The organism is Nonomuraea sp. NPDC049784 (assembly GCF_040659615.1).
GTDB lineage: Bacteria > Actinomycetota > Actinomycetes > Streptosporangiales > Streptosporangiaceae > Nonomuraea.
Window position 1 is genome coordinate 1 of sequence record NZ_JBFAMX010000494.1, and the last position, 7,785, is coordinate 7,785.

The 7,785-nt window shown below is 70.2% G+C and carries 10 protein-coding genes and 2 pseudogenes; 7 read left to right on the plus strand and 5 right to left on the minus strand.

The features are described from left to right. Positions 1-217: HTH domain-containing protein (locus AB0J09_RS49230; protein ID WP_360707784.1), on the minus strand; the 217-nt coding region annotated here is incomplete at its 3' end. Positions 218-278: 61 nt separating this feature from the next. Here AB0J09_RS49230 and AB0J09_RS49235 point away from each other — a divergent pair. From AB0J09_RS49235 to AB0J09_RS49245, 3 genes are all read left to right on the plus strand, one after another. Beyond that, complete coding sequence (locus AB0J09_RS49235) at positions 279-863, plus strand: DinB family protein (RefSeq protein WP_360707787.1); 585 nt, start codon at positions 279-281, stop codon at positions 861-863. 1 nt (position 864) lies between these two features. Further along, positions 865-1,302 carry a VOC family protein gene (locus tag AB0J09_RS49240; protein ID WP_360707788.1) on the plus strand — a complete coding sequence of 146 codons (438 nt, stop codon included), beginning with the start codon at positions 865-867 and terminating at the stop codon, positions 1,300-1,302. A 473-nt stretch (positions 1,303-1,775) separates the two neighbouring features. Next, complete coding sequence (locus AB0J09_RS49245; protein ID WP_360707791.1) at positions 1,776-2,558, plus strand: class I SAM-dependent methyltransferase; 783 nt, start codon at positions 1,776-1,778, stop codon at positions 2,556-2,558. Between the two features lie 211 nt (positions 2,559-2,769). On the opposite strand, the gene AB0J09_RS49250 is transcribed toward AB0J09_RS49245, so the two are convergent. Further along, entirely contained in the window at positions 2,770-3,387 is a 618-nt protein-coding gene (locus AB0J09_RS49250; protein ID WP_360707794.1) for a hemerythrin domain-containing protein, read from the minus strand. 337 nt (positions 3,388-3,724) lie between these two features. Here AB0J09_RS49250 and AB0J09_RS49255 point away from each other — a divergent pair, with 337 nt between their 5' ends. Continuing rightward, entirely contained in the window at positions 3,725-4,525 is an 801-nt protein-coding gene (locus tag AB0J09_RS49255) for an alpha/beta hydrolase (protein WP_360707796.1), read from the plus strand. Positions 4,526-4,604: 79 nt separating this feature from the next. Here the strand turns inward: AB0J09_RS49255 and AB0J09_RS49260 are convergent. The 3 genes and pseudogenes from AB0J09_RS49260 to AB0J09_RS49270 all read right to left on the minus strand — a co-directional run. Continuing rightward, positions 4,605-4,842 (minus strand): annotated as a pseudogene (locus AB0J09_RS49260) (transposase); the annotation flags it as partial. Positions 4,843-4,867: 25 nt separating this feature from the next. Then, the gene (locus tag AB0J09_RS49265; RefSeq protein WP_360707803.1) at positions 4,868-5,155 is read right to left on the minus strand and encodes a DUF1330 domain-containing protein; all 288 of its coding nucleotides are present in this window, start codon (positions 5,153-5,155) and stop codon (positions 4,868-4,870) included. A gap of 131 nt (positions 5,156-5,286) precedes the next feature. Continuing rightward, the gene (locus tag AB0J09_RS49270; RefSeq protein ID WP_360707806.1) at positions 5,287-5,604 is read right to left on the minus strand and encodes a transposase; all 318 of its coding nucleotides are present in this window, start codon (positions 5,602-5,604) and stop codon (positions 5,287-5,289) included. A 390-nt stretch (positions 5,605-5,994) separates the two neighbouring features. Between AB0J09_RS49270 and AB0J09_RS49275 the strand changes: the two genes are divergently transcribed. The 3 genes and pseudogenes from AB0J09_RS49275 to AB0J09_RS49285 all read left to right on the plus strand — a co-directional run. Next, positions 5,995-6,879: a fructosamine kinase family protein gene (locus tag AB0J09_RS49275; RefSeq protein WP_360707798.1), complete on the plus strand. Its 885-nt coding sequence runs from the start codon at positions 5,995-5,997 to the stop codon at positions 6,877-6,879. Between the two features lie 38 nt (positions 6,880-6,917). Beyond that, positions 6,918-7,169 (plus strand): annotated as a pseudogene (locus AB0J09_RS49280) (IS5/IS1182 family transposase); the annotation flags it as partial. 208 nt (positions 7,170-7,377) lie between these two features. Then, on the plus strand, positions 7,378-7,785 hold a 408-nt coding region (locus AB0J09_RS49285), incomplete at its 3' end, for a universal stress protein (protein ID WP_360707801.1).

Consider the following 7,785-nt stretch of genomic DNA (forward strand, 5'->3'; position numbering starts at 1 on the left):
GAGGCAGCCGGGTGCCCGCGCCGTGCTGGTAGCCGCCGCCGACGCCCGCCGTCGCGTGCACGGGGTAGCCGACCGCGCGCAGCCGCTCCACGTCGCGGCGCACCGAGCGGTCGGTGACCCCCAGCTCGGCGGCGAGCTCGGCCGCGGTCCAGGACGTCCGGCGCTGCAGCAGTGCCAGCAATCGCAGCACTCGCTCGGTTGTCGCCTCGACGGTCATGCGCTCATCGTTCCACAGATCAAGGAACGATCCTGTCCGCTATTTACGTAAGGCTGGAACCATGACCGACCAGACCTGGAACCCCCTGCTCCGAGAGCAGTTCGCCTTGCACTGGACCAAGCAGCTGCGCGAACGCCTCGACGGACTGACTGACGACGAGTACTTCTGGGAGCCGGCGCCCGGCTGCTGGAGCGTGCGGCAGCGGGGCGCCGGCGCCGCACCGGTGCAGGCCGGGTCCGGCGCGATGACCATCGACTTCGCGATGCAGATGCCCGGCCCGCCGCCGTTCACGACGATCGCCTGGCTACTCGGGCACGTGATCGTCGGCGTGCTCGCGGTGCGCAACGCCGCGCACTTCGGTCGCGCACCCACCGACTACCAGTCGTTCGAGTACGCCGCGACCGCGGCCGGGGCGCTGGCCCAGCTCGACGCGGAGTACGCCACGTGGCTGGCCGGGGTCGAGTCCCTCGGCGAAACCGGCCTCGCCCGCCCGTGCGGGGAGGCGGAGGGACCGCACGCCGAACGTCCTCTGGCGGCGCTGGTGCTGCACATCAACCGCGAGCTGATCCACCATCTGGCCGAGGTGTGCCTGCTCCGCGACCTCTACCTGCACACCCATCAGCAGACCCGGCGGGAGGCGAGCTGAGATGGCCCGCGATGTCCAGATCACCTTTGACTGCGCCGACCCGGCCGGGTTGGCGGCGTTCTGGGCCGAGGCCCTCGGCTACCAGCTGCAGGACCCGCCCAAGGGCTTCGAGTCGTGGGAGCAGGCACTGGAGGCAATGGGCGTGCCGCCCGAGAGCCGCAACGACGCCTCGGCGGTGGTTGACCCCGAAGGCTCCGGGCCGCGGCTGTTCTTCCAGCGGGTGCCTGAGCGCAAGCAGGCCAAGAACCGCGTGCACCTCGATGTGCGGGCCGCCCCCGGGCTCGAGGGCGACGCGCGGATGGCGGCCCTGGAGGCGGAGGCCGAGCGGCTCGTCTCCCACGGCGCCACCCGGCTCCGGCGCTACGAGCCAGCTCCTCCGCTCGGCGGCGGTCACATCGTGATGGCCGACCCCGAGGGCAACGAGTTCTGCCTCGACTGATCAGTCGCCGCGGCGGGGCCGGCGACATCATCCCCAGGTCACGGGTACGCACAGTGGTGATGCGGCGGCCCGGCCGGACGGCGTCCTTGAAGATCGGCGCCGCTCTCCCAGATCCGGCCACTTGCGGCATTCGGGATCATCGCCGACCCGCGGCGGGCTGTTCCGCAGCTCCCCGCGGGAAAGGGATCGGACGCGTGGTCAGCTTCATGGAGATGCCGGGGACAGGTGGTGGCGATGCTGGATGACGGCAGGGGCGCTCGCCGGCACACGGTGTGCCGGCGCGACTTGTTGACGCTGCCCGCCGCCGCCCTGGCGGGCTCGTCTCGGCCGAGGCATTGTCGCGCTGGCAGCAACACCGGGACCCGCATCGCCGCCGCTGACCCCGCGGGCGGCCGCCCAGCTCAGGAGCTTCGCTGATAGGTGAGTTCGAGTTCCGTCCAACGGGTGCGCTGAGCTCATCTATGGTCCCATCCGTGGAGGACCTGTTCGGCGGGGCTGCGCCGTACTACGCCAGATACCGCCCGGAATACGGCCAGGCGGCGATCGAGCACTTGGCGGAAACGCTCGGGGCGGACAACCGGGTGCTGGACCTCGGCTGCGGCCCGGGAACGATCGCGATCCCGCTGGCCCGGCGGGTGACGGCGGTGCTCGCCGTGGACCCGGCCCAGGAGATGCTCGCCGAGGGTAAGCGTCTGGCCGGGGGCGTCACCAACATCGCCTGGTTGCACGGCGACTCGAGCGCGTTGCGGGCGCTGGCGCCGTTCGACCACGTGGTGATGGGCCGGTCCTTCCACTGGATGGACCGCAGGGCCGTCCTTACCGAGCTGGACGAGCTGCTGCCGCCCGGCGGCGCGGTGGCGCTCATCGGCCCGTCGAGGCAGCAGGGAGAGCCGTGGCAGCCGGATGCGCAGCCGTGGCAGCCGGTCGAGCGGCGGGTGTGCGAGGAGTTCCGCCTCGACATCCACACCGCCGCCAACTCCTTCCACGCCACCGGCGAGCACCACCACGACGTACTGGCCGCCTCGCCCTTCAGCACCCTGGAGTCCCGCGTCTTCACCCGGCGGCTGACATGGGACGTGGACGGGCTGGTCGGGCTCCAGCTCTCCTACTCCTACAGCTCGCCCGCCAGGCTCGGCGACCGACTGCCCGCTTTCGTCCAGGCGCTGCGGCAGGCGCTGCTCGCCGACAACCCGGCAGGCCGGTGGGAACAGGAACTGGCGACCGAGGTACTGGTGGCCAGGCGGTCCGAGCGCTGACCTGCCCGGCGCTCATCGAGACGTGGCCGCCCAGGCCGGGCCGTTCGGCATCCGCGCCAACTGCCTCGCCCCGGGATCATCTCTCACCGAGACGGATCAACGGTGGATGCCACCCGAGTTGCGGCGGCTCGGCGCTCCCGAGGACGTGGCCCGGCCGTCCAGCGTGCACGGACACGTGGCGGGCCGGTTCGCACCAACCGGCCCCCACCCGTCAGCGTGTGGTGCCCGCACCCCACAGGTCCAGGGCGGCGTACGCGGGCTGCCACTCGTTCCGATAGGCCATGCGTGCCGGTTCGGGCAGCGGGGCCGGCATCGTCGCGATGGTCTGCTCGCTCGCGCCGTCCAGCAGCCAGGGCAGGATCCGCGGGGCGTCCGGGCCGACCAGGCGAGCGTTGACCTGGCCGAAGTGCTGCCACTGCTGCTCGGTGACGATCGCCTGGATCAGCGGCAGCGCCTCGTCCTCCTCGTGCTTGAGGTGCCCGGTCAGGCCGGCGGCCAGCGCGTCGGTGAGGTCACCGAGGCGCTGCGGCCCGGACTCGCGGTCGGCCAGCGCGGCGTCGATCGCCTCGATGAGCGGGTCGATGGCCTCGTGCTCGGCCTCCATGGCCGCCAGCAGGGCCAGATCGTCGGGGCGGCCGGCCGCGGCCTCGCGCATCGCCGGCCAGAGCGCGTTGTCCTCGGCGGTGTGGTGCATGTGCAAGGACTTCTTGAACAGCTCCCAGCCGACGGCGGTGCCGAGGATCCGCCGAGGGTCGTCATCGACCCTGGCCGGGGTCCGGGCGAGGAGCTCCAGCTCCCGCCTCAGCGCGAGCCGGTGACGAGATCCCAAGTCACTTAGAGGTCGCGCCCGTAAGTCCTTCGGGGGTCAGTGGCTGAGATAGAGGTCACAGGCGCAGTCGAGGGCTTCCTGGGGCGTGCCGGCGGACATGCCGGTGTGCAGGATCTGGTTCTCGTACTTGCCGCTGCTAGGTAGAGCCCGAATCCCCAGATGGAGGCTGATCCGCCGTAGCGGAGTCGGATGAGGGGCAGGTGGTGGCCGTCCGCCAGTTCGCCCTCGACATAGGCGAACTGGCGGACCGGGGCCTGTTTCGAACGAGGTGCCCTCGTCGAGCGCCCCGAGGGACTTGCGGCATGATCAAGATCTGCTGAACCCCTGGAGGTCCCGCGTGACATGGTCCCTGCGCACGGTAGTGCGAGACGGCATTCGGCTCTCCTGCCGGGACTGGGGCGGGACCGGGCACCCCGTTGTCATGCTGCACGGCCTGGCCGGTCATGCCGGTGAATGGGACAAGGCAGCCAGACACCTGAGCCCTCGATACCGGGTCGTCGCGGTCGACCAGCGTGGCCACGGCGCCAGCGCGCGCTACCCGCAGGACGTCTCCCGTGCTGCCTACGTCGCCGACGTCATAGCTGTGCTCGATCAACTGGACCTGCGCCAACCTGTCCTGGTCGGCCAGTCGCTGGGTGGGCACACGGCCATGCTCACCGCTGCCGCATACCCCGAGCGGATCCGCGCGCTCGTGCTCATCGAAGCCGGACCCGGCGGCCCGAACCCGAACGGCCCCGCCGACATCGGCGGATGGCTTGACTCGTGGCCGAGGCCGTTCGTCTCCAGGGAGGCAGCCGTCCAGTTCCTTGGTGGCGGGCCGGTCGGCGAAGGCTGGGCGGCTGGGCTGGAAGAACGCGACAGCGGGTGGTGGCCACGCTTCGACCGCGATGTGATGGTCAGCTCACTGGCTGAGAACGCCCACCGTTCCTTCTGGCACGAGTGGGAGCAGGTCAGCTGCCCGACGCTGGCGGTCCTGGCACAATCCGGGTTCATCCCTCAGCAGGAAGCCCAGGACATGCTCCAACGGCGTCCCGCCACCTTGGCCCTGAGCATCCCTCGAACTGGCCACGATCTGCACTTGGAGCGACCCGACGTCCTTCATCACGTGTTCTTGGACTTCCTACGGGAGCTCATCTGACCCACATACGCGGCCACAGGAACGCATAATCAACAGCTTCCGATCTGTGTTCGATCTACAGATCTTGACAATTGCCCCGGCCGCGGCAGCCCCGCACTGGCGGGATGGCCTTGATCAGCGGCAGGAGTTGGGTGACGTCGTTGCGATGGCCTCCGGTCAGGGACAGGGCGAGGGGATGCCGCCTTCGTCGGTGATGACGTGGTGTTTCGAGCCCGGCTTGGCGCGGTCGACCGGGCTCGGGCCGGTTTTGGCCCGCCCTTGAGCGCCCGGACGTGGGAGCTGTCGATCACCGCCTTGGACCAGACCAACTGCCGCGCTGCCGTTGTCATCCCAGACGCTGACCTACGCGGGCAGGGCCGCCGCCTCCCGTATGGCGGTGACGGCCGCCGTCGGGACATAGTTCTCGGGCACGCCGTCGACGATGATGATGTCGCCCTCGATGTGCCGCGAACGCAGCGGCGCGATCTCCCGGTACGCGGGAGAATCCCACCACGCCCGCGCCTCGGCGATCTCCGGGAACCCGATCATCACGACATATCCGGGCCACTTGCCCTCCTTCACCTCGTGCTGGGCGACGTGGACGAGGTAGCGGCCGCCGTACGGCTCGAAGGTGGTGGGGAGCCGCTCGATCTACTCGGCGATCTCCGGGTGCGGGGCTGCCTCCTGCAGGTGGGCGATGACGTAGGCCGGCATGGTGTCCTCCCGGTGGGGTCGTGTTCGGCGCAGTGCCGATCCTGACACGCCCTTCGTACGCAGGGCGATTACCTGACAGGTAGGCGATCTGGCATCACAGGCCGACTTATGGCATCCAGTATGAGCCGGTTCTTGACGATCGCCTGAAGGTCGTCGATGCCGTGGACAGCAAGGTTGCCCAGGGTGCGTTTGAGGTGTGACCACACGCCCTCGACAGGGTTGAGGTCCGGGGCGTAGGCCGGTAGCCGGATGACGCGGAGCCACTCCCGCGCAGCGATCACTTCACGCATCGCGCGGCCTCGCCACGGAGCACCAGCCCCCGCCATCGCCGTTCCTGGCGCCGGCGACCACCGCCTCGAGCCTGCGGCGTTCGACTCAAAGCACATGGGCTGGTGGAAGCCGCCACCGATCCCAGCAACGGGCGGCGCACCCGCGTCCGAGTTGCCGAACAGTGCTCTGCATGCGATCACCCGCCGGGCGGCAGAGCTGCTGGAGGAACTGTCCGAACTCCTGCTGTAACCGCCACCCCGCAGACGTGGCACGCCTCATACGATGCCAGTCCGACGGCGACATCGCCTCCCTCTAGCATCTGCCCAGCACTCAGCTCTACGTCAACCCCCGAAGGATTTCCGGAGCCAACCACTTAGAGGTCGCGCGGATAGGCGGTCGACAGGGGCGGCGTTGAGGGTGCGCGGTCCAGCTAGGCTCAATGAGTGAGCCGCCGCGGACTCGGCCCTGATTGCCATGATGCATGACCAGCAGAGAAGAGCACATCCGTGACAGACGCGACGTCCTTCCTACTCGAACGCCTGCACGCGGCCGGCCTGACCGACGTCGTCGCGGTCGAGCCAGCCACTGGAGGCCTCGCCGCGAACGCGGGGCTCGCGCGCCGCAGTGACGGCACGTCGGTGTTCGTCAAGGCGTTCGGCGAGCCGCCGTCGGACGACGCCTTCGCCGCAGAGGCCGAAGGGCTCACCCTGCTGCGCGAGGCGGGCGGCGTCGCCACGCCCGAGATCATCCTCGCGGACCGCGACCTGCTCGTGCTGTCCGTGCTGCAGCCCCGGCCGGGCACCGAGGCCTTCTGGGAGCAGCTCGCGCATGCGCTCGCCCACCTGCACACCACCACGCGGTACCCCCGATTCGGGTGGCACCGGGACAACTGGCTGGGCCGTCGTCGGCAGGTCAACACCTGGGATGACGACGGGTTCGAGTTCTTCGCCCAGCACCGTCTGCTGCGCTGGCTCGGCGAGCGTCGCGTCCAGGAGGCGCTCGACGCCACGGACCGGGCGGCGCTGGAGCGGCTGTGCGACCGGCTGCCCGAGCTGCTGCCGGTCAGGCCCGCGTGCCTGACGCACGGCGACCTGTGGGCGCTGAACGTCATGGCCACCCCCGACGGGCGGCCCGTGCTGATCGACCCGGCCGTGTCGTACACGTGGGCCGAGGTCGACCTGGCCCACCTGTGGACGACGGCGCCGCCGCCCGAGGCGCATGTGTTCTTCAAGCTGTACGCCGAGCTGACCGGGCTCGACCGCGACTGGCGCGAACGGATGCCGATCCTCCAGCTACGCCAGCACCTGGCCGTGATCGCCCAGTTCGACCCCGACTGGGGCGCCGCCGACCTCGTGCGCGCCACGCTCGCCCCGTTCCGGCAGCGGCCCTGAGCTCAGCTCAGAAGATCACTGCCTTCGGACCGCTGTGGAGGCTGCTCGACGAGCGGGGCCTGCGCGGCCGGATCTCGCACAAGGGGACCAAGGCACCGGTCCAGGCCACCCAGCGGTGGCATGTCGAACGCACCCACGCCTTCCACCGGCTGGCCCGCTGCTACGAACGTCGGACCAGCGTCATCGAAGCCTTCTTCGACCTCGCCGACACCGTCATCATCATACGTAGGCTGATCCGACGGGCATGGACCAGCCACCGCTGGGATGAACGCCCCCAACGCCGACCATGACCAGCGGCCTATCCGCGCGACCTCTTAAGTGATCAGGCTCAGTCGGGTCGGCCATTACCGCGGCTCGGCGGATCAACGCCGCATCCGACCGGCGGCCGTTCCGGCTGAGGACCAATGTCACCCCCATTCGGGACTTCGTCCCCGGGTGCAGCGAGCCGGGTGCCGCGAGAGTGGAGGAGTGAGGTCTGACTGGTGAATGAGAGGCGTGATGGCCGGTCACATCGTGGTGGGTGTGGACGGGTCCGCACCCGCGACCGCGGCAGCGGAGTGGGCCGCCGCCGACGCGCAGAGGCGCGGCCTGGCCCTGCGGATCGTGCACGTGTGCCAGCAGTGGCCACACAGCGAGAGCACCGCATACTGCGCCAGTGCCCTGGACGCCGCCGCCGGCCGAGCCCGTGAGCTCACCAGGGATGTCAGAGTGACGACGGAGCTGCTCAGCGGCGACGTGATCACAGGCCTGCTCGCGGAGTCGGAGTCGGCGGACAGCCTGGTGCTGGGCAGCAGGGGGCTCGGCGGGTTCGCCGGGATGGTGCTCGGGTCGGTCGGCATGGCCGTGGCCGGGCACGCCGCCGGGCCGGTCGTGATCGTCCGGACTCCCAGCGCGCTGCGGCACGAC

What these genes read in the sequence shown, in the direction of transcription:
- AB0J09_RS49240 (WP_360707788.1), top strand. Translation starts at nt 865, where the DNA reads ATGGCCCGCGATGTCCAGATCACCTTTGACTGCGCCGACCCGGCCGGG.
- AB0J09_RS49235 (WP_360707787.1), top strand. Translation starts at nt 279, where the DNA reads ATGACCGACCAGACCTGGAACCCCCTGCTCCGAGAGCAGTTCGCCTTG.
- AB0J09_RS49270 (WP_360707806.1), bottom strand. Translation starts at nt 5,604, where the DNA reads ATGTGCTTTGAGTCGAACGCCGCAGGCTCGAGGCGGTGGTCGCCGGCG.